The sequence below is a fragment of the Chryseobacterium indologenes genome (genome assembly GCF_018362995.1).
Classification (GTDB): domain Bacteria; phylum Bacteroidota; class Bacteroidia; order Flavobacteriales; family Weeksellaceae; genus Chryseobacterium; species Chryseobacterium indologenes_G.
On sequence record NZ_CP074372.1, the window covers coordinates 2486954 to 2512083 of the forward strand.

The window sequence follows — 25130 nt, forward strand, 5'->3', positions numbered from 1 at the left end:
TATCTTACATCGTTTCTTTTAACTTATAAAAATATCATTCCGTAAGAGTTTCCTACAATATGTATTATAAATAATGCATTGTATAGATTCCTACGGAATGACAAATAAAACGTATAGTTGTTTTTGTTTAATATTTAATGGAAGTTAAACTGAAGAACAGTCTTTTACCAGCTTAATCAATTATCAATTATCAATTATCAATTATCAATTATCAATTATCAATTATCAATTATCAATTATCAATTATTACTTATAAATTAAGCGACCATACAGAATAAGAATTCGGCGGACACTGGATTTTCACCCATTTATCACCTTGGGTAGTCGGGTACCACGTTGAATTTCCGGTAAAATCTTTGATCTGCTGACTGCTCCAGTTGGTTTCTACCCATCTTTCCTGCCAGCTTGATGATGTATTGATATAAACAACCAACCCGGGATTTCCATTATAGCCGTTTCTTCTTGCAATATATTCATCATTATCGGTGTAGAGAATAGAAGTTGTTCCGGTAGCTTTATTATTGTGAATCCAGATCAGATTATTCAGTCTTTCTTTGTTCAGCCATTCTTCATAATCTCTATAAAAAATGGTTGGATATCCTTCATGGGTTAAGATATAAGCATAGGCTGGCATTTTATTGTAAATGATATCTGTGTCATGATTGGCTACAAAAGTGACTGCCTTGTATGGATTTCTTTTCCACATCATATCATCATTCAGAACGTTTAAATTTCCGTTGTCAAAAGCTTCGTCCATTTTATAATAAGCCGCAAAATCAAATACTGAACTGTTGGCATTATTGGCCCACCATTCCAGTGTATTTACGTTAGAATCCCACAATTCGCCGACAGAAAATCCACCTACTTTTGAATTCCAGGTATTGACCACCCAAGGTCCAAAACCTTTAACGTAATCGAATCTCCATCCATCAAACTTCATTACATTCTTATAATATTTTGCGACAGAATCATCTCTTCCCCAAAGCCAATCCTGCACGTGAGGGTTCGCATGAGAAAGATCGGGAAATCCGCCAAAAGCGCCTTCGTCATTGTTTCCGTAGGCATTTTTATAAAAATCATTGTAGTTTCTCTGAAATTTCCCCGAAGCAACGCCTGAAAAATCAGTCCAGGTATTGGTTCCGGTGAAAGGATTCGCTTCAGATTGTCCACCACTGTTATGATTAATCACAATATCTGCGTATACCTGCATACTTTCTGCATGCGCTTTTGTAATCAATGCTTCAAGCTCTGTTCTGGATCCGAAACGGGTTTCCACACTACCATTCTGATTAAAATTTCCAAAATCATAATAATCCGTAGGATCATATCCCATAGAGTAAGCTCCATTCTGTGCTTTTGAAGCAGGAGGAAGCCATACGGCACCAATTCCGGCATCGGACCATGCAGTTAATTTATCTTTAACGGTATTCCACCAGTTGCCTCCTTCAGGAACATCCCAGTAAAAACCCTGCATCAGAACTCCTCCACCGGGACCCGCAACAAATTTACCGTTTGTAGATCCGGAATCCTTTCCGGTACTGAAAGGACGGCCGTCATGATGAGTAACATTCACCGTTTTGTTATGAACTTCTTCCTGTCTGGAAGTTTCATTAATCAATTCATCCCTGTTATGACAAGAGCTAACTAGTGCTAAAGTCAATAGGGAAAGGAAAAAATATGTTTTTTTCATCGTAATAATTAATTATCAATCTATTAAACAAGATACAATTTTATTGAAAACAAATTCAAATGAATGGGAAATATTTTAATTTTCAACAATAAATCAAGAGGAAAGTCATTTAAAATTTTCATTAAAAAATCATAAATTTTTCAGATTCTCGAAACAATTTTTCTTTTAATCCATATATTTGCATACTATGGAATACAATACCCAAAAAACTCAGCTTCATATGCCGGAATACGGCAGAATTATACAACAGTTGGTTGAGCGCTGCAAAGAACTTCCTACCAAAGAGGAAAGGAATGAAATGGCTATGGCAATCATCGATTTTATGGGTCAGAGAAACCCACAACTTCGCGACGAGGAAAATTATAAACATAAACTTTGGGACCATCTTTTTATTCTTGCTAATCATGATCTGGATGTAGATTCTCCATATCCGTTCCCTACTCCGGAACAATTGGCAGAAAAGCCTAAAAGAATGGAATATCCAAAACTTCAGGGTGACTTTAAGTTTTACGGAAAAAGTATTCTTCAATTGATAGAAAAAGCAATTGAACTGGAAACGGGTGATGAAAAAGAAGCCCTTATCGAGGTAATTGCCAACAATATGAAGAAATCTTATAATGTCTATAATAAAGAACATGTGACGGATGATGTTATTTTCCGCCATCTGAAAGAACTGTCTGAAAACAGGCTGGACCTTACCGGAATAGATTCTCTTGAAAAAAGTAAAATCTATTACACCAGCAATAACAACAACAGGAATAATAACAATAACAACAGGAATAACAACAGTAATAAAAACAACAACAGCAACCAGCCTAACAAAAGAAGGCATAATAACAATCATAAAAACAGAAAATAATGAGTGGAACATTTCAAATAAGAGGAGGAAAAAGACTGCAGGGCGAAATAACTCCACAAGGGGCCAAGAATGAGGCTCTACAAATTTTATGTGCGGTACTCCTTACGGACGAAGAAGTAAGAATCAAAAATATTCCTGATATTCATGATGTGAACAGACTGATTGAAATTCTTGGAGATTTTGGGGTAAAAATTACTAAAAACGGACAGGGAGATTATACTTTCAAGGCTGATCAGGTAAATTTTGATTACATAAAATCTAACGAGTTCAAAAAAGACGGCGCAAAATTACGTGGATCTATTATGCTGATGGGGCCAATGCTTGCCCGTTATGGTGAAGCCTATATGCCGACTCCGGGAGGGGACAAAATCGGAAGAAGAAGACTGGATACCCACTTTCAGGGACTTGTTGAATTAGGCGCTGAATTCAATTATGATGAGGAAGAATATTTCTATTCTTTAAAAGCTAAAGAATTAAGAGGAAAATTCATCTTACTGGAAGAAGCTTCTGTTACCGGAACTGCCAATATTGTGATGGCAGCAGCCTTAGCAAAAGGAAAAACAAGAATCTACAACGCAGCCTGCGAACCTTATCTTCAGCAATTATGTAAAATGCTGAACAGAATGGGAGCCAATATCTCAGGAATCGGGTCTAACCTTCTTACCATTGAAGGAGTAGATTATCTGAGAGGAACAGAACATACTATGCTTCCGGATATGGTAGAAATCGGATCGTGGATTGGTCTTGCAGCCATGACGAAGTCTGAAATTACCATTAAAAATGTAAACTGGAACCAGCTTGGTGTCATCCCGAATACATTCAGAAAATTAGGAATTGAGCTTGAGCAAAGTGGTGATGATATCTACATTCCTGCTCAGGAACATTATAAAATTCAGAAGTTTATTGACGGATCTATCCTTACTATCTCGGATGCTCCTTGGCCAGGATTTACGCCGGATTTATTATCTATTATTCTAGTGGTAGCTACTCAGGCAAAAGGAAGTATTCTGGTTCATCAGAAAATGTTTGAATCCAGATTATTCTTTGTTGATAAATTAATTGACATGGGAGCTCAGATCATTTTATGTGATCCGCACAGAGCTACGGTAATCGGGTTGAACCAGGAAGCTCCGTTAAGAGGAACAACAATGGTTTCTCCGGATATCAGAGCCGGAAATGCACTTCTTATTGCAGCACTTTCTGCAGAAGGAAAATCTATTATCCACAATATCGAGCAAATCGACAGAGGATATGAAAATATCGATGGAAGACTGAAAGCAATTGGTGCTGATATCGAAAGAATTTAAAATTATTTTATTTAATATCGAAGCGTTCAGAGTAATCTGAGCGCTTTTTTCTTTTTTACCACCCCGTCAAAAATTCTTTGAATTTTCGCCACCCCTCCGGAGGAGGGGAATTTTGTCCCGGCCAATAATTATTCTGTTTTAATTTACTTTTAGTGTAAAATAAAAAGTGCCCGGTAATAAACCGGACACTTTGAGTAATTAAAACTATATGAATCTCACTTAAAAATACTTTCTGCAGATATACTCCACTGTTGTATTCATAAGTTTATTTTTATTCAGATAGATCTCAAGCTGCTGAAAATCTTCTGAACTTACATTAATATATAACTGTACTGAACCAAAACTATATCCGTTCACATACTCTACATTAGCGGATAACACTCTATGACAAATGCCGAATTGATTATAGATCGTATTCATCAAATGTTCAAATTTCATTTTGCCATTCAACTCTATTTCCAATAACAATTCTTTTTTAGGCAGGTTAATTTTATTTTGTAAAACCTGCAGGCCCGGATTAGGTGTAATCATCGCTAAACATTTTTTGGTTAAACTTCTATGATCATATTGCGCTATGCATTTAAATCTGTGACAAAAATATAAAAAAATATTAGTCCACCAAATTAGTAGACTAATATTTTTAAAAATTTAACATAAAAAAAGAAGCCTGTTCAGCTTCTCTCCATATTTTAATAGTTTCCTATCCTTTCTAATTTATCAGACCCGGCAAGTCCGTTAGGGTTACAACCCGGCTCTCCTTCAGGGACTTTGAGATTTTTTTTGGTGTAAAATTCTTCCCAGAATGCATTTGTTTTTCCTGTTTTGGGATCAATAAATGTCATGGGCTCCAGCTTGAAAATATTTTCTTTACGAAAAGCTCTTTCCACAAAATCTGAACAGTAATACGAATTTTCATCCAAGATATAATTGAAATTATAAGTCTTCCCCAACATGGAATGCGCTTTTTTAATAGCTTCAGGAATAGCTTTCTGATATTCCGGCTTTAAACGATAAACAATCACCTCCTGCCCGTCTTCTTTCTGATCTTTTATAAAATCCTTCAGATCTTGTTTTTGAGAACCACCTTTCGGAGCAGCATGCAGAACAAACATTTTATTTCCTTCTTTTTCAAGAATTCCGATATGATCAAATGAGGCAGCCTTCTGTTTTTGAGTGACATTATTGATTGCACCGGAAAGGCCAGATTCTTTAGCCGTTACAAAAAGCAGATCACCATTTTTAAGCTGTACCTTACCGGAATAAGCATTTTTACACTGTACCAATAATACCATCAGACAGGATAAAAACCAAATAACAGCACCCTTTTTTATTCTTTTTTTAGTTCTAAATTCAGACATTCGATTATACTTTCGGGACCAAAATTACAAAATAGAATTCATTACATTTGTGGGAATATTGATCTATTCTTCACACCAACCCAAACCTATTCAAGATTCTTATGCCACATATTTTATTAGTTGAAGACGATGACAGACTTTCCAAACTGATTGCAAAAGGATTTCAGGAAGCTGAATTTGAGGTGACCGTGGCTTATGATGGAATCACAGGTCTGAAACTGGCTTTGCAGACCAATTTTGATCTGATCGTCACAGATATTGTCCTTCCTAAAAAAAACGGCCTTGAATTTTGTAATGAAATCAAAGCATTAAAACCTAATCTTCCTGTCATTATGCTGACTGCACTGGGAACCACTGATGACAAACTAGAAGGATTTGATGCCGGAGCTGATGATTATCTGACCAAACCTTTTGAAATGCGGGAACTGACAGTAAGGATCAAAGTACTTCTGAAACGTTTTTCACAACAGAGGCTGCAAAAAGTTTCTGTTCTTCAATATGAGGGAATTGAAATGAATCTGGAGCAGAAAACGGTGAGCAGGGATCATACTCCGATAAAACTGACTCCGAAAGAATTTAATCTTTTAAAATTCATGATGGAGAATTCCGAAAGAGTTCTTTCCCGAAGTGAAATTGCAGAAAAAGTATGGGAGACCCATTTTGACACGGGCACCAATTTTATTGATGTATATATCAATTACCTTAGAAAAAAAATAGATAAAGATTTTGAAACGAAACTGATCCACACCAAAGCCGGCATGGGATTTATTCTGAAAAAAGACTATGAATCAGGCCTTGTACAGTAAGCATTAAGATCAACTAAAAATATCCGGATGAAAATAAGAACCCAACTTACGCTGCTTTTTACCTTAATCACTGCAATGCTTTTGGGGGTTTACAGCGTTTCGATCTATTATTCATCCAAAGAAGCCAGAGAGAAATCTTTTTATAGCGAACTTCAGAACGAAGCTATTGCTAAAGCTGATTTATTTTTCCGGAGTTCATTGCCTGAAAAGGAAATGCATAAACTTTATAAAAACAATACCAGAACGCTTAATGAAGTTCAGGTAGCGATTTATGATGTTGATAAGCAACTCATTTATCATGATGATGCGAAAGTAGATTATGTAAAGGAAACCCCGGAAATGCTTTCGCAGATATTCCAGAAAAAGAGAATCAATTTCTTTCTAAACGATTTACAGGTGATTGGAATGGTATATCATTATGAGGGAAAAACTTACGCCGTCACTGCAGCAGCTTATGATCAATATGGATATGAATATCTCACTCACCTTCTTACGATCAGCATTATTTCCTTCTTTATTATTTTAATATTGATTTATCTGGCCGGGATATTTCTCTCGAAAAAAGCATTGAGCCCACTTAGTGAAATGGTCAATCAGATCAAAAAAATCACAGCCGGAAAATTACAGTTACGCCTGAAAACAACGAAGGAAAAAGATGAACTTAATGAGCTTGCCCAAAACTTCAACGGAATGCTGGAAAGACTTGAGAACTCTTTTGATTCACAAAAGCATTTCGTATCAAACATTTCACATGAACTGAGAACTCCTTTATCTGCGATTATTGCCGAACTGGAACTGGCTTCTGAAAAAGATAAGACCAAAGAGGAATACAAAGAAACCATTCAATATGCCCTGAATGACGCCCGAAATATGGTAAAACTGTCCAACAGCTTAATGGACCTCGCCAAAGCAAGCTATGATCCCAATGAAATCAGTTTTTCCGAAGTCCGCCTGGATGAGATTCTTCTGGAATCTTACAGCAAAATAATAAGAGAAAATTCAGAATATAAAGTTTCACTGAACATCGAAGATTCAATAGAAGAACACCAACTGATTATTCAGGGAAACGAATATCTGCTGCAGGTTGCATTTAATAATCTTATTGACAATGCCTGTAAATATTCTCCGGAGCACAGTTGTCAGATAGATGTCAGAATTCATTCTAAATATCTTAAAATAAGCTTTATTAATACTGGAAATATGATTCTTAAGGAAGATGTACAGCATATTTTCGAGCCATTTTTTAGAAGCGGAACAACCAGACTGGAAAAAGGCCACGGAATAGGATTATTCCTCACCAAAAAAATTATTCTGCTCCACAATGCAAAAGTGACTGTAATATCAGATCATAACGAAACTATTTTCACAGTAGAATTTATAATCAGTTGATGTATCAACACTTCATTCAATTTTATTTGAATTTTAATTTCCTTTAAAGCCTTAATTAACTTAATGGTTAAAAATTCCATGCCTCTACTCATGAGAAAGAGATTTTTTATTGAAAACTGTAGTTCCTATGCTGGCAGCAATGACACATGCAATAGAAATCCACTGTAAAAAAGATAGTTCTTCGGCAAGAAAAACCAATCCTGAAAGTGCCGCAAATGCAGGTTCAAGACTCATCAGAATACTGAAAGTCTTTGCAGGAAGTCTTTTCAATGCCATAATTTCTAATGAAAAAGGCAAAGCACTCGAAAGAATAGCCACACCGAGACCTTTAACAAAAATAGCAGGGGTAAGATTAAAAACCGCTCCATCCCAAATCGTAAAGGGAATAATTACCATACTTGCAAATATCATCCCAGTCGTTACCGCATCTTTTCCGTCCATTATTTTTGAAACCTTTCCACCCATGATGATGTAAACAGCCCAGAACATCCCCGCCAGAAAGGCCAGCCCAAGACCTACCAAATCAACGTGATCATTTTGCCATGGAACAATCAGCAGAATTCCGACACAGGCTAATAATGCCCATACAACATCCAATAGCTTACGGGATAAAGCCAGCGCAAGAAATAAAGGACCTGCAAATTCTACTGTAACCGCCAATCCCAATGGAATCCTTTGAATTGCCATATAAAAAATAAGGTTCATTGCAGCCAGTCCTACTCCGTAGACCGCACAGTATTTCCATTTTTGCCTATCAAACTGTAAAAATTTCGGACGGTTAATCAACGTAAGCAAAACAGCAGAAAGTACAATCCTTAAAGTAACTGTACCAATAGCTCCGATGGCAGGAAAAAGCTGCTTGGCAATGGACGCTCCTCCCTGTACACAGATGATCGCTAAAAGCGTAGCTGGTATTGCTATGTTTGATTTTTTCATTTCTAAAATATATAATTCAAAAGATTTTGGAAAGAAATTTCCGGGATTCAGCAGGTTTTTATTTTATGTGATAAATCGTGAAATTCATCCTATAAAACTGCCTGCCCCCAAATGTATTGAAATTTTATCTTTTACAATGGGTACAGCTTACACTTATTAATAGGGTCTAAAAAAATAATCAATTCTTATTTCACCATAAAAAAAACAGGAAAACATTTTCTCTAATGATTTTATAATAATATTCTAAAGCTTTTCTAACGGTAAAAAAATGTGTTACTCTTTACTTTTGCACAGTAAAAAATAAAGCACATGGACGCAGATCCTTACAGTAATTATCAATCTGAAAAGCTTTAGTTGTACTCACTTTTCCCGTACAGCTGAAAAGCTTTATAAAAACAGGAAAAGTTATGAATACATTCGAATTTACCCTTCGTCTCCTTACCGCATTTGCCTTAGGTGCAAGCATTGGTTTCGAAAGACAGTGGCGTCAGAAAAGCGCAGGTCTCCGTACCAATACCCTTGTATGTCTTGGCTCAGCTGCATTTGTTCTTCTTTCTATCAGAATTGGAGGTGATGCTACAGGCAGAATAGCCTCTTATATTGTAAGCGGGATTGGTTTTTTGGGCGGAGGCGTCATCATGAAAGATGGCCTTACCGTTAGAGGACTCAATACAGCAGCTACCATCTGGTGTTCCGCCTCTGTAGGAGCTCTCAGTGCCATGGGATTTCCTTTTGAGGCAGCCATTACCAGTGGATTTATTATTCTCACCCATGTCATTCTCCGTCCTTTAGGTGTAAAACTGGGCAATACTATCAACAACAGAAACCATTATACCGAATACCTTCTCAGCATCAAATGCAAAAGTGAAGTGGAAAATCATGTCCGCGTACAACTCATGCAATCGCTGAGCGGAAATGATAAAGTATTACTTAAATCCCTTACCAGCGATGACAACGGCCTTCCCGAAAATGCCATCATTACTGCAGAAGTTCATGCTTCTACTCCACAAGACAGTTTCATGGAAAAAACAGCCAGCAGACTTACGATTGAAGATAAAGTCATCAAAGTAAGCTGGGAAATTATAGGTACTGAAAACGATTTGTAACATTAAAAACAACCCTTGAAGCAATGTTAAAAAAATCTTCAAACAAAAATCTCAATTCCGCCGCTCTTGTAAAATTGAAAGAAGCTGCTGCCGAGAGCGAAAAAATGATTTATGCCCTTCTGGAAACCTCAGAAGAAGGCCTCAGCGAAAACACGGTAAAAGACCGGCTGAAAATTTATGGTAAAAATGAAATTGCAACTCAAAAAGCGCCCTCATGGGTCAAACAGTTTGCCCATTCTTTCTTTAATCCATTTAATTATATCCTGGCCTGTATTGCTATCATTTCATTATTTATTGATGCTATTCTTGTACCTGCCGGGGAAAAAGATTTCAGTACCAGTATTATTATTTCCGTGATGCTGCTCTTCAGTACGGTTTTAAGATTCATTCAGGAATTCCGAAGCAACAAAGCGGCAGAAGCATTAAAAAAGATGGTAAAGACAAGCTGTCTCACCAAAAGAAAATTTAATGAAAGTAAAGAAATAGAAATCACTGAAATTGTCCCCGGAGATATGATTATTCTGTCCGCAGGGGATATGGTTCCGGCCGACTGCAGAATTCTTAAGAGTAAAGATCTTTTCATCAGTGAATCCATCCTGACGGGAGAAGCACTTCCTGTAGAAAAAAATGCACTCCCCATCAAAGAAGCCAAAGACCGCAATCCCCTCAGCCTTCAGAATATATGCTTTATGGGTACCAATGTAGTAAGCGGATCTGCAACAGTTGTTGTGGCAAACACGGGTATTTTCACCTATTTCGGAAGCATCAGCAGAAGCCTGGCTTCTAAAAGACCAGAAACTGCTTTTGATATCGGGATCAATAAAGTGAGTTATCTGCTGATCAGATTTATGCTGATCATGACTCCTGTTATTTTCCTTATTAACGGATTGGTAAAAGGAGACTGGATGCAGGCTTTATTATTTGCCATTGCTGTTGCCGTAGGATTAACTCCTGAAATGCTTCCTATGATTGTTACTGCCAATCTCGCCAAGGGAGCAGTCAATATGAGCAAAAAGAAAGTAATCGTTAAAAGACTCAATGCTATTCAGAATATCGGAGCTATGGATATTCTCTGTACTGATAAAACAGGAACGCTTACACTGGATAAAATTGTATTGGAAACCCACCTCAACGTTCGTGGTATTGAAGATGATGAAGTATTGAAATGGGGCTACCTCAACAGTTTTCATCAAACCGGCCTCAAAAATCTGCTGGATCAGGCAGTGCTGGATCATGCTGAAGTTCACAACCTGATGAAAGCTGATGAATTGTATCAAAAGGTAGACGAAATTCCTTTTGATTTTGAAAGAAGAAGAATGTCTGTGGTATTGAATACCTCTACGGGAAAACACCTGATGATCTGTAAAGGTGCAGTCGAAGAAATGCTTCCTTTATGCCAATATGCATTAGATCCAGGCGAAGATCACAGCCTGCATATCGAGAATGATAATAGTGTTCCACTGGATGATCTTATGAAACAGCAAATTATCAGAATGTCCGAAAAACTGAATGCGGAAGGACTACGTGTATTATTGATTGCCATCCGGGAATTTGACGGTGATCATCCACTGAATTATTCTGTTGCTGATGAAAATAGCCTTACGCTTACAGGATTCATGGGATTCCTTGATCCGGCGAAACCCTCTGCAGAACCAAGCATCAAAGCTTTACACAAACTGGGCGTAGAAGTAAAAGTAGTAACCGGTGATAACGATATAGTGGCTAAAAAAATATGCCACGATGTAGGAATTCCTATCAATACTATTATGCTTGGTGAGGAACTGGAGCATATGAGTGATGAGGAACTTTGCAAGGATATGGACCTCTATTCTGTTTTTGCTAAAGTAAGTCCTCTACAAAAACAACGTATTGTAAAAATATTAAGATCCAAGGGTCATACCGTTGGCTTTATGGGAGATGGGATCAATGATGCGGCAGCCATAAAGGAAGCAGATGTAGGAATCTCCGTTGATACCGGGGCAGACATTGCCAAAGAAAGTGCAGATATCATTCTGTTGGAAAAAGATCTGATGGTCCTTCGAAGCGGAGTGATCTATGGAAGAAGAACTTTCGGAAATATCGTGAAGTATATAAAAATGACTGCCAGCAGCAACTTCGGAAATATGTTCAGCATGATCGGAGCCAGTGCGTTGCTTCCGTTTCTGCCTATGCTTCCGCTGCAGATTCTGACACAGAATTTACTGTATGATGTATCGCAAGCCTCCATTCCATGGGATACGATGGATAAAGACTTTCTGGAAAAACCGAAAAAGTGGGAAGCTGCAAGCATTAAAAAATTCATGCTGTATATAGGTCCTTTGAGTTCCATTTTTGATTATGTGACTTTTGCTGTGATGTTCTTCATTTTTAAAGCCAATACACCGGAACAACAAGGTTTGTTTCAGACTGGCTGGTTTGTGGAAGGGTTATTATCTCAAACCTTGATTGTTCACATTATCAGAACAAAAAAAATTCCATTTATCCAAAGCTGGGCCGCCACACCGGTAGTTGCTTTAACAAGTTTAATCATGCTGATCGGAATCCTGGTTCCCTTCACTCCAATGGCCGTATATCTGAAAATGCAGCCTTTACCTCTGAGTTATTTTCCTTATTTAATAGGAATTCTTACAGGATACTGTGTTTTAACCCAGCTTGTGAAACAATGGTTCATCAAAAAATTCGGACAGTGGCTTTAGTACAAAAATTCTAACCACACATATAAAGTGAAATTAAAATAATGGTTATAAATAACTTATATGAGAAAAACAGTCTTAACAATAGTCTTTTTGACATTGGTAACCTCTTGTAAAAATCCCAAAAGTGAAACTCCGCAGGATCAGGATCTCCGTATAAAAAACGATCACGTGACCGTTCCTGAAAATAATCCCATTTTCAAAAAAATTAAAACACAGGTTGTTACCGAACAGGAACATAGTGAGGGAGTAATCTCAGCAGGAACAATCCAGGCGATTCCCAATCACTATGCGGAAATTGCCAGCCCTTTTTCCGGAAGAATTACCCGGTCATTTATTCAGCTTGGACAAAATATTCCTGCCGGAAGCCCGCTTTTCGAGATCCTTTCTTCAGATTATTTTTCAGTCCAAAAGGATTATACAGATGCCTTGAATGATGTACAGCTTGCGGAAAAAAATTACAGACGCCAGCAAGATCTTGTCAAGCACGGAGTAGGTATCCAGAAGGAACTGGACGAAGTAGAAACCGATTTTAAAAATAAAAAGACATCTCTTTCCAACGCATCTTCAGCTTTAAAGGTCTATAACAGCAAAGGAGGGATAGGAAGTCCTCTCATTGTACGAGCTCCTATCAATGGAGAAATTATTTCCAACAAAATTGTAAACGGCCAATATCTAAAGGGAGATGCAGATCCGGTAATGATTATCGCAGAATTATCAAAAGTCTGGATTTCCGGTGATGTAAAGGAAAAAGACATTCGTTTTGTCAATACCGGAGATCAGGTTTCAGTAAAGGTAAGTGCCTATCCGGACAGGAATATTACCGGAAAAGTGTATCACATCAATGAAATAGTGGATGAAGGCACCCGAAGTATAAAAGTTCTTATTGAATGTGATAATCCAGACAGAAAATTAAAACCTGGAATGTACGCCACTGTGCAATTCTCAACAACTCCTGAAAAAGCAGTGATGATTCCTGTAACGGCATTAATGCAGCAGGACAGTTCGCAATATGTATGGGTAAAAACCGGTAATAATCAATATAAAAAACGTTCTGTGACAACGGGAGAAACCGATGAAAAAACAGTAAGAATCACATCAGGATTAAAACCCGGAGAAACCATCATGACTGAAGGAGGAATTTATATGCTGGATGCAAAATAATGTAAAAGAAAAACTATGAAGAAATTACTAACAATCTCTATACAGAAGAGATGGCTGATGCTTGCTCTCTTCCTTTTACTGGGATTTTTCGGGTATTATTCCTGGACCAGATTATCCATAGAGGCTTATCCTGATATTGCTGATGTGACTTCACAAGTGGTAACGCAAGTTCCGGGGCTGGCCGCTGAAGAAGTGGAACAACAAATCACCATTCCATTAGAAAGATCTCTGAACGGACTTCCCGGAATGCATGTCATGCGAAGCAAAAGTACCTTCGGGCTTTCCATTATTACGATGGTTTTCGATGACGGGATAGATGATTACTGGGCAAGGCAGCGTATTCAGGAAAGACTGACGGATGTTGAGCTTCCATATGGTGCGCAGCCAGGATTAGATCCCCTTACCTCTCCCATCGGCGAAGTCTATCGTTATATTATCGAAAGCAACAACCACAGTCTGCGGGAATTGACGGATTTACAAAAATTTGTTATCATTCCCCGTATCAAACAGGTGTCAGGAATTGCTGATGTAACCAATTTTGGGGGAATTACCACTCAGTTTCAGATCGAGCTGGATCCGCATAAGCTTGAACAATACGGACTATCTCTGTCTGAAGTGACCGAAACTATTTCTAAAAATAATGTCAGCGCCGGAGGCAGTATGCTTCCCCGCGGAAACCTTGCCTATGTCATCCGTGGAATAGGTTTGGTAAAAGATTTAAATGACCTTGGAAAAATTGTAGTCAAAACCCAAAATGGGGTTCCCGTTTTTCTGAATGATGTAGGAACGCTGAAATACGGAAACTTAGAAAGAAAAGGAATTCTTGGCTACACAGACCGAAAACGGAATTATTCTGAAAGTGTGGAAGGAATTGTACTTTTATTAAGGGGACAAAATCCTTCACAAGTACTGGAAGGCGTTCATGAAGCGATTGAAGAACTGAATAACGAAACACTTCCTCCCGGAGTAAAAATCCATCCTTTTCTGGACAGAACAGATCTTGTAAAAACTACACTTACCACAGTTTCCCATACCCTTACCGAAGGCATTGTACTGGTTATTATCGTACTGATTGTATTTCTTGGAAGCTGGCGGGGAGCTTTGCTGGTAGCGATTACCATTCCGCTTTCTTTATTATTCGCTTTTATACTCATGCATTTTACCAATATTCCGGCCAATCTTCTTTCACTGGGAGCGATTGATTTCGGGATTATTGTAGACGGAGCCATCGTCATGCTGGAAACCATTCTTAAGAAAAGAGAAGAAAATGCGGAAGAAACACTGGAAGAAAAGACCATTACCCAAAGAGTGATTGAGGTGGCAAAACCTATTTTCTTTTCAACCATTATTATCATTACCGCCTATCTGCCCTTATTTGCATTTGAAAGAGTAGAAAAAAAATTATTTACCCCTATGGCTTTTACTGTTGGATATGCCCTGTTGGGAGCCCTTGCTGTTGCATTGCTTCTGATTCCCGGATTAGCTTATGTGATCTATCGGAAACCACAGAAGATCTATCACAATAAATGGTTGGAAAAACTAAGCACAGCCTATGGAAAAAGCATTGAAAAAATAATGCAAACTCCTAAAAGAGTTATTATTCCTATTATGATCGTTCTGGTTTCTGCCGGAATCCTATCCTGGCATGTAGGAAAAGATTTTCTTCCCGAATTGGATGAAGGTTCCATATGGTTACAGGTACAGTTACCTCCTGGAATTTCTTTAGCCAAATCAAAAGAAATGAGTGATACTTTACGTGCCCGTACTCTCAGACATCCTGAAATCACTTATATGATGATTCAGGCAGGACGTAATGATGATGGTACCGACCCATGGACGGCTTCCCACTTTGAGGTATCTGTTGGAATAAAACCTTACAGCGAATGGCCTTCAGGAAAAACAAAAGCCGACCTCATCAAAGAACTTGCAACAGATTATAAAGATATGCCGGGATTCACCGTTGGGTTTTCACAACCTATGATTGATGGTGTCATGGATAAAATCTCCGGAGCTCACAGTGAGCTGGTGGTAAAAGTATATGGAGAAGACTTTAAGGAAACCAGACGTATTGCAGAAAATGTATTATCCACTTTAAATACAATTCCGGGCTCTGCAGATCTTGCTATCGATCAGGAGCCGCCGTTACCTCAACTGCAGATTATTGCCAACAGAGACAAGATTGCTCAGTATGGACTGAATGTAGCAGATGTTGCCGACCTTATTGAAGTGGCATTGGGAGGGAAAGCCATTTCTCAGATCTTTATCGGCAATAAAGTGTATGACATTTCATGCCGTTATACAGAAGACAGCCGTAATACGCCGGATAAAATCGGAAATCTGATGCTGACTTCAGCTTCAGGAGCAAAAATCCCATTGTCTCAGGTGGCAGAAGTAAAATTAAGCACCGGTGAAAGTACCATTACCAGAGAAATGAACAAACGTCATCTTACGGTAAAGCTGAATCTGAGAGGAACTGATCTTTCTTCTTTCCTGAAAAAAGCACAGGATAAAATTGAAAAAGATATCCAATACGATCACGAAAAATATCAGATCAAATGGGGCGGACAGTTTGAAAATCAAAACAGGGCGTATTCCAGACTGGCATTTATTGTTCCGCTGGCATTGGCAATCATGTTTCTTTTATTATACGGTGCATTTGGAGATTTCAGACAGGCTTTGGTTCTGATGTCTATTGTTCCACTGGCATTATTTGGAGGAATGCTGGCTCTCAATGTAAGAGGAATGTCTCTGAATGTATCTTCAGCCGTAGGATTTATCGCATTGTTCGGAGTTGCTATCCAGAACGGAGTCATTATGATTTCTCATATCAACGATCTCCGTAAGAAAGGATATGAACTGAAAGAGGCAGCCATCAAAGGGGCAAAAGATCGTTTCAGACCTGTACTGATGACCGCAACAGTGGCTGTAATTGGATTATTCCCTGCATCATTAGCCACAGGAATCGGTTCTGATGTACAGCGTCCACTGGCAACTGTGATTGTTTATGGACTGATGTTCTCCACTATTTTAACCCTATTCGTTTTACCAGCAATTTATTTTATGGCTGAACACCGAAACGAAAAACAAAATTTAGAATCAGATGAAAATTAGAGTTCGATTTATCATATTATCTCTCGTATTGCTGAGCATTACAGAGATGAAGGCACAGGAAAAAGAACTTTTATCATTCGAAGAATACCTGAGTCTTGTCGGAAATAAAAATCTGGGTTATGCCTCTCAAAAATACAATGTAAGTATGGCCGAAGCTACTATTCAGACTGCCAATATGTTTCCTGACCCTCAATTAGAAATGGAAACTACCAATAATGGAGTCAGTCAGAATATGGGATATGTGTATGGTGCATCACTAGGCTGGACCCTTGAATTGGGTGGTAAAAGAAAAGCCAGGGTAAATCTGGCCAGAAACCAATCGGAGCTGAGCAAAATACAGTTGCAGGATTTCTTCAGGAACCTGAGAGCAGATGCAAGCTTAGGATATATCGATGCTTTAAAATCCAGGGCTTTGCTTGAAGTACAGCAGGATTCTTATAAAAATATGCAACAGCTTGCAAAGTCCGACAGTATCCGTTATAGATTGGGAACCATATCACTTGTAACGTCCAAACAAAGTAAACTGGAAGCTGCTTCCCTTCTCAATGAAGTATATCAGGCTGAAAGTGCAGAACAGCAGGCGTTCACCAGTTTATCAGTTTTTCTTGGAGAAAGCAAAATTACAGACAGAAATGTTGCCGGAGATTTTAATGCATTCAACAGGGATTTTAGTATTGATGATCTGGTTCTTCAGGCCTTAAATGAACGAGCAGATTTATTGGCTGCCAGACAAAATACAGAGGTTGCCAAAAGTCAGATCAGCCTTGAAAAAGCTAATAGAGTTATAGATTTAGGCATAAGTGCCGGAGCAGAACGACATACCGAAGCTACGAATGAAATTGCTCCTTCTCCCACCGTAAATGCTGTAAAAATGGGCATTAGCATTCCTTTGAAGTTTTCCAACAGAAGAAATGCAGGATTGAAAATAGCAGAAATGGCCCATTCGCAGGCAGAAGTTGAGTACAAACAAATCGAACAAGGAATAAAAGCTGAAGTAATGCAGGCTTATCAGCAATATACAGCTACCCAGAAACAGCTCAGACAATTTCATAACGGAATGCTTACGGAAGCACAAAACATTCTTGAAGGAATCACCTACAGCTACAAAAGAGGAGAAAGCTCAATCCTTGAAGTCCTGAATGCCCAGAGAACGTATAACAATGTAAGGAAAGATTATTATCAGGCTCTTGCAGACAATGCAGCTGCTTTGATTGAGCTTGAGCGTAAAGTTGGAATCTGGGATATTCATTTTTAGCTGGAGGATGGAAGTTTCCAGATGTCGATGAATAAATACACACCATTTAATTAACTTTTTAATCGTAAAATACATACCATCAAACGACAAACATTGATTCTAAAAACACAACTATAACTTCCTGCTTCCATCCTCCAGCTTCCGGCATAAAAAAGGCCCTGAAATTTAGATTCCAGGGCCCTTTTTTATCTTTTATACTGAGATTCATAAATTCCGATCCAGTCATCAGGAGTCATTTTTTGACTCAGCTCGGCAATCAGTTCAAAAGGAATATCTTCCACTTTTTTGAAGCGGACGCAGGATTTCCCCATATCCAGCTTCTTTTTGGAATGTTTTGGATATTCTCCTACGAACCAATCCAGAAGTTCCGGTTTTGAATACAAACCCATATGATACAGCGCTATAAAATTCTTCTGAGAAGCCAGATTGATGAACGGCAGCGGTGTTCCGGGTGCACAGTGATATCCGGCAGGAAATGTTGTCAAAGGAACTACCCAACCTATCATCCCATAATTTGTAGCGTCCTCAAAACCTTTCGGGAGATTATCATTTACCGCATCATAAAGTTTTTTGAAAGCTTCCTGTCTTTCTTCAGGAATCTTTGAGACATAATCTTCTATAGAAACTGACTGAATCTGCATATTGTAATTTTTTGTAAAATACGATTATTTTATAAAATTGTACACACTGAACATCTGAACATCCTTGCTGCTCTTTTGAAGGAACATCATTTTGTTGACATTCGGAACATATTGAATCATATTTCCATCTGCAAAACCATAGTTCTGGAAGAAGTTTCTTCCTTTATAATCAAGGCTTACTTCCTGAGGTTTCAGGTTGGCAAAATCAAAAACTTTCATAGAGAATCCTGTGTTTCCGAATGCTCCTTTAGGATAGAATGCAGAAATATAAAGCTTGTCTCCGGATTCAACCACGTGAATTCTTTTTCCAGTAGAAGTTCCTGCTGCTACAAATTGCTTTACTTCCCCTTCTTTATTAAATTTAATCAGCATTCCTGCATCCAGAGAATATACGGGATCCGGGAAACGATTCATTGTTGTAGGCATCGGTCTTGTCACCGTTTCCTGCTGAACAGCCATTAAAGTCTCATCCCCTTTCACGATAGTTTTGATGACCTTCACGTCGTTCATATCTTTGCTTCCCGCTAAATTGGTATTGCTGATCACCGCTTTCCCGGATTTCATATCATAAAACATTACCGTTCCAAAAGTACTCGCTCCAATGGTAACTGCTGCATTTTTTCTTCCAAAAGTCACCAGATAATCATTGTCGTTTTTACTGAAAGCATATAATTTTTCAGGAATATATTTGTCATCAAATGGAAGATCTTTATCCTCAGTATTGGAAACCAATTCCAACTTATAAGATTCCTTCCAGCCTGCAGCTTTACGCAGTACAACAATTTTCGCTGAGTTAGTTAATGTTAAAGATTTTTCAACATAATCATTACTCAATATAATTTCTTTGTTCCAAACCGGAGAAAGGGTTCTCAGGTCCAATACCAGAACATCATTTACATTATCTGTTTTTTTGTTGGCAAATCTGTCATTGAAGATGGCTGCATATTTTCCGTTTTCTGAGAAAAGTACATAAGTTGTACCCGATCTGTTGGTAGATTCAATATTGTATTTTGCAATACTCTTTGTTGTAAAAGTACCTTCTTTTTTACTGAAAACATGTTGAAAAACTTCTTTCCTGTTTTCCTTTCCAAAATATTCTTCAGTAAATGCTATAAATTTATCATCATCAATCTGCTGTGATCCCAAATAATTGTGAAGAACACCATTCGTTTTATTGGCGTAATCTTTCACATAAGTATCCACAAGACTTCCGTTCTGATCCAGTTTTCTCATTAATAATTTCTTGTGAGGAAAAACATTTCTCATCAGTCCGTCAATATTGATGGCACTGAACATATAAGAATTGTAATCATCTGCCAGTACCAGTTTATCATCCGTTTCAAGATTGGCATCCACCGTGAATTTTGTTCCCTCAGTCACTTTCGTCTGTGCATAAGAGTACACAGAAGCTGTAATTAATGCCGAAGCAATAATCTGTTTAATCATATCGTTTTCTTTAATTATTATAAATTTTTTCTTCTAATCTTTTCAGTTCAAGATTGGCATCATAGGATAGTTTAATATCTACCAGATGTTCCTGTAACTCATTTAAATATTTCTCTGCTTCCTGGTAATTGCCTAATGCGATATTCAATCTGATCAGGTTAAAATAAAGATACTCCCCGATCTTTTGGTTGTAAAGCGCTTTCTTATCGTTGTAATTTACTTTTGTCAAAGCACTTTTCCAAAGATCAATCCCTTTCTGCATGTTTTCCATAGCTACTTTATTCGGTGCATAATCTGTCTTTGCCTGAAGTTTTTTAAGATTGGTTGTAACGTAGATATATGCTTTTTCCAGATCATCATACTCTCCTTTGTTCTTCACAGTTGCCAAGGTCACGGTAGAATTGATGGTCTGATACCCGAAATTTTCATTGATAATATTCCTTGTACGGTCAATGGTTCTTTGCAGGAATCTTTTTTCCTGAGTATTCAGATTAATTTCATTGGTAGGAACGCTTGCTATTTCTGCAAAATCTGAGAAATAAGTCTTATCCAGTTTTACAGTTCCTCCCTGTTTTGCAATAATTCTTGTAGGTTGATTGGCGAAAGTTTTTCCCTGATTGTCCTGAAAATTTGTTCTTTCCATTTCAATGACAATATCGAGACAATTTCCTCCTTTTGAAAAACCGATCACATCTATTTGAGAAGCCAGAATTTTATTATCCACAATTAAGGCGTCTCTCAGGTCAGGCTGCTGATACACTGGAACTGGAGGAATATTAAGGACAGGTCTGGATGGTAATCTCAGCGTTGGAGCACCGTTGGTAGCTGCAATTTTTTCAACCGCTGATAACTTGCTGTATTCTGCAGACTCAAGTTTGTACTTTTCCTGAAGCTTTTTCACTTCAGCATCATAATCCTTCAATCTTTCTCCGTGTTCGTACTTGGCATTTTCAACGTTTGCCTGATAATTATCCACCTTTTTCTGATGATCTTCTTTTGATAATCTTATAACATCATCTTTTGTAATGTTATAGGGAGATTTTACCGTAATCGTATAGTTTCTGTTGGAAAGGTCTGTAGGAAAAACCGGTTCTTTCAAAAGCTGGAAACTGATCATTTCTTTATCAATTCGTTGAGCCTGTGAAAATTCGGAATAAAATAATGGTATTAAAAAGAGTAGTTTTAATTTATTCATGGGTGTTATAGTTTTCGGTGCAAATGTATAATAATTTCATCAACATTTTTTAAGAATAATTTGTCCAGTTATTATTTAATGGATCATAAAAAAGGCAGCCACACGAATGCAACTGCCTACAGAAATTATTAACTCAAAAAATTTTATTTTTTAATGGCTTTTACTGTAGATTTTGAACCATTTTTAAAGTTCATTGTCACTAAGTATAAACCAGTATTTAATTCTCCTAACTGAAGTTCTGAGGTTGGATTGTCAATAGTTTTCACCACTCTTCCTGCTACATCTGTAACCGTTACAGATTTAACATCTTTAATATCTGCAACATGCAGAACATCTTTGAAAGGATTAGGATATACATTCACTTCTTTTTTCTTAACAGATGTTTCAGCTGTAGCTAAATTGGACTGTGTAAGAGAAAAATCATCAAATCCCATATAATATGGAGCCGTTGTTGTATTCAAAGCTTTAATTCCAAATGAATAGTCACCAGTAGCCGTTGGGATATAGGTAACGGTAACTTTAGTATAATTAGCACTATTACCTCCCCCCGCAGCTGTTTGATCAGCCGTAATAAATGTTGATAAGCTAGTTGCTCCGGTCGCTGTTTGTCCGTTGTTTACCAATACTTCATTCTGCCAACCAGAATAGCCGTCTCCTACCCAATAGAATGTAAAATCATACGAACTTCCTGCAGTTAGAGTAAATGTAGGTGTCCATAAATAAGCTGCATTACTATATGGATAATAAATCGTCACATAATTTGGAGCAGATTTAGGATCATTATAAGCTTGCTGGGAAGCATTTGCTGATGTAAAGTTATAGTTAGATGAACTTCCTCCCGGAGTTTGTTTCCAACAGTTCGGAATGATTGCAGAACCTATAGTTGCCATTGCATCAAAATTTTCACTCCAAGGCAGTGTAGTTATTGGAACACAAAGAGTTGTAAATGATGTAGAAGTACTCCAGATGCTCTTATCAGATGCACTACAGCTAGATCTTACCCACGTATAATATGTTGTAGAGGGCTGCAGTCCGCTTAACGGTGCAGAAGCTGTTGTAGAAGTTACAGAGTTTGTAGCGTTTAAAACAGTTGAAGCATCAGGTGCAGTATTGTTTGTGCTGTAATAAACTTCGTATCCACCTGCAGGAACCGGAGATGGTTCCGTCCAACCGATCGTTGCTGTGTTCGCTCCTACGTTTGACGACGTAACTGCTGTAGGCTCCAGGCAAGAAGGAATATTCTGAACTGTAATATTATCTATATAAAGTCCACGGCCTGTACCTCCTAAACCATGCTTAAATGCTAATTGTAAATCAGAACCCGCAGGAATATTAACTGTATATTGTGTATGGGTAGTTGTCAGAGCAATAGGAGAACCAATTGGTGTAAAAGACGCAGGATCAGCAGGGTTTGATAAAGTACCCACTAACAATGTGTACCCATTTGATCCGGATCTTGCATAGAATCTCACCCGTTTAGTACCATCTGAAAGGTTTACAGTTGGAGGCGAAACTAACATTTGGCTGCCTGTAGTAGCCGTAGAGTTATATAAATAATAAGCATTAGGTGCTGAATAGTTGTTGGATGTAGTTACATATCCATAACCCGCAAATGATGCACTTTCCAGATATGCCCAGCAGCTTGGTGCATTTGTATTGGTGCTGGAACCTGTACTTGTTGTATCAAAGTTTTCTGTATACGGAACCGTGAAAGTAGAACAAGCTGTTTTAAATGTTCCTGCAAAAGACCATACACTTTGGCCTGTCGCTGTGTTACAGTTGGATCTTACCCAATAATAATAAGTGGTATTGGAATTAAGACCTCCTATCGTTGTACTGGTCCCTGTTACTCCCGGATAGGTAGGTGTTACTGAGCTCGCCGGTGTTGTGTTTGAAGTACTGTGGTATACATCATAGCTGGCAGCACTGCCTGTCCATGAAATCAAAGCTGAGTTTGCCGTGATTCCTGAAACGGCTTGCAATACAGGAGGCATACAATCCGAATAAGCATCTGCTGAAAAAGCAAAAATATTCGGTATCCCTGAACCACTAGCCTTGGTTACTGTTACACTTTGTATCAGTTTTGTCTGATTCGCTGCATCTATTGCCAGTTCAGCCTGATATAATCTTGGATTGGTTCCGCCTTCAGGAGAAGGAACATCATCACCAGCTCCAGGAGTAGCTCCCGGCTTTTTAATCCTTCCTATTCCCTGAATGGCAAAATTAGATCCATTATACCAGTCTGCAAGACTGATACTTGAAAACGTCTGTGAACTCCCATCTGTAAAATTGACCACTACACTTACTGTAGAAGTCCCACTTCCACTTACAGCAAGCATATACAGCTTGGTTGCTGCTTTTGGTGTTGTAAATGCCAAAGTTCCGTTATCATTGATTGCAGCCAGCCTTAAAGAGTTGTTCGCATTCAAACTGGCTAACTGAAAGCTCAATCCCGGAGTGGTTCCCACTACAGAATTAATAACTCCATCAACAGGAATACCATACGTAATCGCTGCACTTGTGGAGGTCAGCTGAAAATCTTTCGCTATAAAAGCATAAGAAACTCCGTCTACGTCATTATTTGTAGTAACTGTTGAAGAACCTATCCCGTTTGCAATTACATCAGCTGTAAAGCCTGAAGAGATCGGCATCGTTTGATAATTTTGAGCCATGAGTACACTGGCAGAAAACAGAGCGATAGCAGGTATCACTCTAGAAAATAAATTTATTACCATTTTAATCACATTTGAGGCGAAATTTAGGAAAAATAATAATACAAAAATGTTATTTTTAACAAAATCTTAAACTTTATTTAAAATGTGTGAAAAATTAATATCAAACATCATTTAAATAAGCAACTTTCAAAGACAAAGTAAAACTTAATGAAACATCTTCTTATTGATTCTTAATTTTATTATTGAGAAATTAAATCCTATTTTTGTCATACAAATTTTTTGAACAATGCCGAATATTTCAAACAGAGCGCTGCATATGCCGCCATCGCCGGTAAGAAAACTGGTTCCCTTTGCATTACAAGCAAAACAGAAAGGAATAAAAGTATACCACCTTAATATCGGACAGCCTGATATTGAAACTCCGGAAACAGCTTTAAATGCTTTAAAAAACATCGATTTAAAAGTATTGGAATATGCGCTTTCTGAAGGAAATATAGAATACAGAAAGGCCCTTACAGAATATTATCACTCTTTAGGTTTTTCAGATCTTACACCCGATAATTTCATTGTTACCAATGGAGGTTCTGAAGCCCTGAACTTTGCGATCTCTACTTTATGTGATGAAGGTGACGAAGTGATTATCCCTGAGCCTTACTATGCCAACTACAATGGTTTCACCAGCACATTTGATGTGAATGTAGTAGCCGTATCTTCTACTATTGATACAGGTTTTGCTTTACCTCCTATTGAAGAATTCGAGAAAAAAATCACAGAAAAAACCAGAGCAATCATTATCTGTAACCCAGGAAACCCTACCGGATATCTGTATACCCGCGAGGAACTTCAGAAGCTTGCAGACATTGCTTTGAAATATGATATTGTAATCATTTCTGATGAAGTATACAGAGAATATGTATATGACGGAAAACAGCAGATCTCTATGTTTGATTTTCCTGAATTAGCTGAAAACTGCATTATCATTGATTCTGAATCCAAGCGTTATTCTATGTGTGGAGTAAGAATCGGATGTATGGTTACCCGTTCCAGCAAGATCCGTAATGCTGCCATGCTTTTTGCACAGGCGAGATTAAGCCCGGTTCTTTTAGGACAGATTGCTGCAACAGCGGCACACCAGAATGATGGTGCCTACATCAGAGCGGTAAGAGAAGAGTATACCCACAGAAGAAATGTATTGGTAGATCTTTTGAATGCAATCCCAGGTGTAATCTGCCCAAAACCAAGAGGAGCTTTCTACTGTGTTGCTGAACTTCCGGTAGATGATACTGAAAAATTTGCACAGTGGCTGCTTGAAAAATATTCTCTTAACAACGAAACCATCATGGTAGCTCCTGCAGGAGGATTCTACAGTGATCCCGAATTAGGAAAGAAACAGGTAAGAATTGCCTACGTTCTGAAAGAAGAAGATTTAAAAAGAAGTGCTGAAATTCTGAAAGAAGCTTTAAAGAAGTACAGAGAAGAATTCAGTCTGTAAAATATAT

General features: G+C 38.0%; 18 protein-coding genes. 10 read left to right on the forward strand and 8 right to left on the reverse strand.

The genetic code is table 11. The features are described from left to right. Positions 1-250: 250 nt before the first annotated feature. The gene (locus DYR29_RS11245; protein ID WP_213280536.1) at positions 251-1690 is read right to left on the reverse strand and encodes an alpha-amylase; all 1440 of its coding nucleotides are present in this window, start codon (positions 1688-1690) and stop codon (positions 251-253) included. Positions 1691-1877: 187 nt separating this feature from the next. Here DYR29_RS11245 and DYR29_RS11250 point away from each other — a divergent pair, with 187 nt between their 5' ends. Both DYR29_RS11250 and murA read left to right on the forward strand, forming a co-directional pair. Further along, positions 1878-2549, forward strand: coding sequence for a DUF4290 domain-containing protein (locus DYR29_RS11250; RefSeq protein ID WP_142717766.1), 672 nt, complete (start codon positions 1878-1880; stop codon positions 2547-2549). Beyond that, positions 2549-3856, forward strand: a complete 1308-nt coding sequence (gene murA, locus DYR29_RS11255) for a UDP-N-acetylglucosamine 1-carboxyvinyltransferase (protein WP_047386545.1) — start codon at positions 2549-2551, stop codon at positions 3854-3856. Before DYR29_RS11250 ends, murA begins: the two co-directional genes overlap by 1 nt. 219 nt (positions 3857-4075) lie before the next feature. On the opposite strand, the gene DYR29_RS11260 is transcribed toward murA, so the two are convergent. Both DYR29_RS11260 and DYR29_RS11265 read right to left on the reverse strand, forming a co-directional pair. Beyond that, a complete protein-coding gene (locus DYR29_RS11260) occupies positions 4076-4387 on the reverse strand; it encodes an NIL domain-containing protein (RefSeq protein WP_047386542.1) in 312 nt (103 codons plus the stop codon). A 158-nt stretch (positions 4388-4545) separates the two neighbouring features. After that, complete coding sequence (locus DYR29_RS11265) at positions 4546-5214, reverse strand: YiiX/YebB-like N1pC/P60 family cysteine hydrolase (protein ID WP_213280537.1); 669 nt, start codon at positions 5212-5214, stop codon at positions 4546-4548. 101 nt (positions 5215-5315) lie between these two features. Here DYR29_RS11265 and DYR29_RS11270 point away from each other — a divergent pair, with 101 nt between their 5' ends. After that, entirely contained in the window at positions 5316-6020 is a 705-nt protein-coding gene (locus DYR29_RS11270) for a response regulator transcription factor (protein WP_213280538.1), read from the forward strand. A 27-nt stretch (positions 6021-6047) separates the two neighbouring features. Continuing rightward, on the forward strand, positions 6048-7409 hold the full coding sequence (locus tag DYR29_RS11275) for a HAMP domain-containing sensor histidine kinase (RefSeq protein ID WP_213280539.1): 1362 nt from the start codon (positions 6048-6050) through the stop codon (positions 7407-7409). An 84-nt stretch (positions 7410-7493) separates the two neighbouring features. On the opposite strand, the gene DYR29_RS11280 is transcribed toward DYR29_RS11275, so the two are convergent. Then, on the reverse strand, positions 7494-8345 hold the full coding sequence (locus tag DYR29_RS11280; RefSeq protein WP_213280540.1) for an EamA family transporter: 852 nt from the start codon (positions 8343-8345) through the stop codon (positions 7494-7496). A 407-nt stretch (positions 8346-8752) separates the two neighbouring features. On the opposite strand from DYR29_RS11280, the gene DYR29_RS11285 reads away from it, so the two are divergent. Genes DYR29_RS11285 through DYR29_RS11305 form a run of 5 tightly spaced genes read left to right on the forward strand, consistent with a single transcriptional unit; the run spans position 8753 to position 17674 of the window. Next, positions 8753-9451 (forward strand): MgtC/SapB family protein, encoded by a 699-nt coding sequence (locus DYR29_RS11285; protein ID WP_213280541.1) that lies wholly within the window; start codon positions 8753-8755, stop codon positions 9449-9451. 23 nt (positions 9452-9474) lie between these two features. Beyond that, positions 9475-12147 (forward strand): magnesium-translocating P-type ATPase, encoded by a 2673-nt coding sequence (gene mgtA / locus DYR29_RS11290; protein WP_213280542.1) that lies wholly within the window; start codon positions 9475-9477, stop codon positions 12145-12147. Between the two features lie 60 nt (positions 12148-12207). Then, a complete protein-coding gene (locus tag DYR29_RS11295) occupies positions 12208-13308 on the forward strand; it encodes an efflux RND transporter periplasmic adaptor subunit (RefSeq protein WP_213280543.1) in 1101 nt (366 codons plus the stop codon). A 15-nt stretch (positions 13309-13323) separates the two neighbouring features. Continuing rightward, positions 13324-16419 (forward strand): efflux RND transporter permease subunit, encoded by a 3096-nt coding sequence (locus DYR29_RS11300; RefSeq protein ID WP_213280544.1) that lies wholly within the window; start codon positions 13324-13326, stop codon positions 16417-16419. Then, a complete protein-coding gene (locus tag DYR29_RS11305; protein WP_213280545.1) occupies positions 16409-17674 on the forward strand; it encodes a TolC family protein in 1266 nt (421 codons plus the stop codon). Before DYR29_RS11300 ends, DYR29_RS11305 begins: the two co-directional genes overlap by 11 nt. Positions 17675-17859: 185 nt before the next feature. On the opposite strand, the gene DYR29_RS11310 is transcribed toward DYR29_RS11305, so the two are convergent. From DYR29_RS11310 to DYR29_RS11325, 4 genes are all read right to left on the reverse strand, one after another. Continuing rightward, on the reverse strand, positions 17860-18315 hold the full coding sequence (locus DYR29_RS11310; protein WP_213276946.1) for a DUF1801 domain-containing protein: 456 nt from the start codon (positions 18313-18315) through the stop codon (positions 17860-17862). Between the two features lie 24 nt (positions 18316-18339). Next, entirely contained in the window at positions 18340-19761 is a 1422-nt protein-coding gene (locus DYR29_RS11315; RefSeq protein WP_213276947.1) for a hypothetical protein, read from the reverse strand. A 10-nt stretch (positions 19762-19771) separates the two neighbouring features. Continuing rightward, entirely contained in the window at positions 19772-20956 is a 1185-nt protein-coding gene (locus DYR29_RS11320) for a hypothetical protein (protein WP_213276948.1), read from the reverse strand. A gap of 143 nt (positions 20957-21099) precedes the next feature. Then, the gene (locus tag DYR29_RS11325) at positions 21100-23691 is read right to left on the reverse strand and encodes a fibronectin type III domain-containing protein (RefSeq protein ID WP_213276949.1); all 2592 of its coding nucleotides are present in this window, start codon (positions 23689-23691) and stop codon (positions 21100-21102) included. A gap of 226 nt (positions 23692-23917) precedes the next feature. Here DYR29_RS11325 and DYR29_RS11330 point away from each other — a divergent pair, with 226 nt between their 5' ends. Continuing rightward, positions 23918-25123 (forward strand): pyridoxal phosphate-dependent aminotransferase, encoded by a 1206-nt coding sequence (locus DYR29_RS11330; protein ID WP_047425920.1) that lies wholly within the window; start codon positions 23918-23920, stop codon positions 25121-25123. Positions 25124-25130: the final 7 nt, after the last annotated feature.

Coding starts and splice junctions, on each gene's coding strand:
- DYR29_RS11305 (WP_213280545.1), top strand. CDS start 16,409: ATGAAAATTAGAGTTCGATTTATCATATTATCTCTCGTATTGCTGAGC.
- DYR29_RS11250 (WP_142717766.1), top strand. CDS start 1,878: ATGGAATACAATACCCAAAAAACTCAGCTTCATATGCCGGAATACGGC.
- DYR29_RS11245 (WP_213280536.1), bottom strand. CDS start 1,690: ATGAAAAAAACATATTTTTTCCTTTCCCTATTGACTTTAGCACTAGTT.
- DYR29_RS11280 (WP_213280540.1), bottom strand. CDS start 8,345: ATGAAAAAATCAAACATAGCAATACCAGCTACGCTTTTAGCGATCATC.
- DYR29_RS11285 (WP_213280541.1), top strand. CDS start 8,753: ATGAATACATTCGAATTTACCCTTCGTCTCCTTACCGCATTTGCCTTA.
- DYR29_RS11320 (WP_213276948.1), bottom strand. CDS start 20,956: ATGAATAAATTAAAACTACTCTTTTTAATACCATTATTTTATTCCGAA.
- DYR29_RS11260 (WP_047386542.1), bottom strand. CDS start 4,387: ATGATTACACCTAATCCGGGCCTGCAGGTTTTACAAAATAAAATTAAC.
- DYR29_RS11330 (WP_047425920.1), top strand. CDS start 23,918: ATGCCGAATATTTCAAACAGAGCGCTGCATATGCCGCCATCGCCGGTA.
- DYR29_RS11300 (WP_213280544.1), top strand. CDS start 13,324: ATGAAGAAATTACTAACAATCTCTATACAGAAGAGATGGCTGATGCTT.
- mgtA (WP_213280542.1), top strand. CDS start 9,475: ATGTTAAAAAAATCTTCAAACAAAAATCTCAATTCCGCCGCTCTTGTA.
- DYR29_RS11265 (WP_213280537.1), bottom strand. CDS start 5,214: ATGTCTGAATTTAGAACTAAAAAAAGAATAAAAAAGGGTGCTGTTATT.
- DYR29_RS11315 (WP_213276947.1), bottom strand. CDS start 19,761: ATGATTAAACAGATTATTGCTTCGGCATTAATTACAGCTTCTGTGTAC.
- DYR29_RS11275 (WP_213280539.1), top strand. CDS start 6,048: ATGAAAATAAGAACCCAACTTACGCTGCTTTTTACCTTAATCACTGCA.
- DYR29_RS11270 (WP_213280538.1), top strand. CDS start 5,316: ATGCCACATATTTTATTAGTTGAAGACGATGACAGACTTTCCAAACTG.
- DYR29_RS11325 (WP_213276949.1), bottom strand. CDS start 23,691: ATGGTAATAAATTTATTTTCTAGAGTGATACCTGCTATCGCTCTGTTT.
- DYR29_RS11295 (WP_213280543.1), top strand. CDS start 12,208: ATGAGAAAAACAGTCTTAACAATAGTCTTTTTGACATTGGTAACCTCT.
- murA (WP_047386545.1), top strand. CDS start 2,549: ATGAGTGGAACATTTCAAATAAGAGGAGGAAAAAGACTGCAGGGCGAA.
- DYR29_RS11310 (WP_213276946.1), bottom strand. CDS start 18,315: ATGCAGATTCAGTCAGTTTCTATAGAAGATTATGTCTCAAAGATTCCT.